The organism is Fulvivirga lutimaris, from assembly GCF_009711525.1.
In the GTDB taxonomy this organism is placed as follows: Bacteria; Bacteroidota; Bacteroidia; order Cytophagales; family Cyclobacteriaceae; genus Fulvivirga; species Fulvivirga lutimaris.
In genome coordinates this window covers 1-564 of sequence record NZ_SMLV01000038.1, presented here as the reverse complement: position 1 = coordinate 564, position 564 = coordinate 1, and the positions used below count along the sequence as shown (strand labels likewise).

General features: G+C 43.3%; 1 pseudogene. It reads right to left on the bottom strand.

The annotated features are described in order from the left end of the window. Window positions 1-564 (bottom strand): annotated as a pseudogene (locus E1140_RS21145) (gliding motility-associated C-terminal domain-containing protein); the annotation flags it as partial.

Here is a 564-nt window from a genome sequence, read left to right as displayed (position 1 = left end):
TGAAACATGGGTAATAACGGGTTCTTCTGCAGGAACAAATTCAAAGCATAGCTCATCTGATATAATGCTTTCACCACCGGGTATAGCCGGGAAAATAGCTAGAATTCTATAGCAGTACTTAGCTGCTGCTGCTAAGTTTGTATCTCTATAGGTGGTAGCATCAGGACCCAATTCCTGAATCAAACTATAGCCTGCATTTTCTCTTATTCCTGTCTCGCATTCATCTGGGTCGTAAGGATTGGAATCCACACGCCTCCATATTTGTATGATTTCTGCGTTTTGACACAGATACTTATCCCAGTTGAGTCGTATTCCCTGACCTTCCTGAACAACGGTATTTAATGCAGGCTGTGGACCTACTACTGTGATATTCCAGGAAGCAAAGCTTACAAGCTTAGGTCCTAGCGATGGGTTATCTGTTATTTTGAATACAACGGTATAAGGCTGGTCACGTACATCCATACATTCCGTATTCCACGTAAACTGCATTTGTGCTTGTGGCACCGAAGACTGGAATTCTGCTGGATCAGGGGTGACTATTGCTCCCTGATCTTCCAATATCTG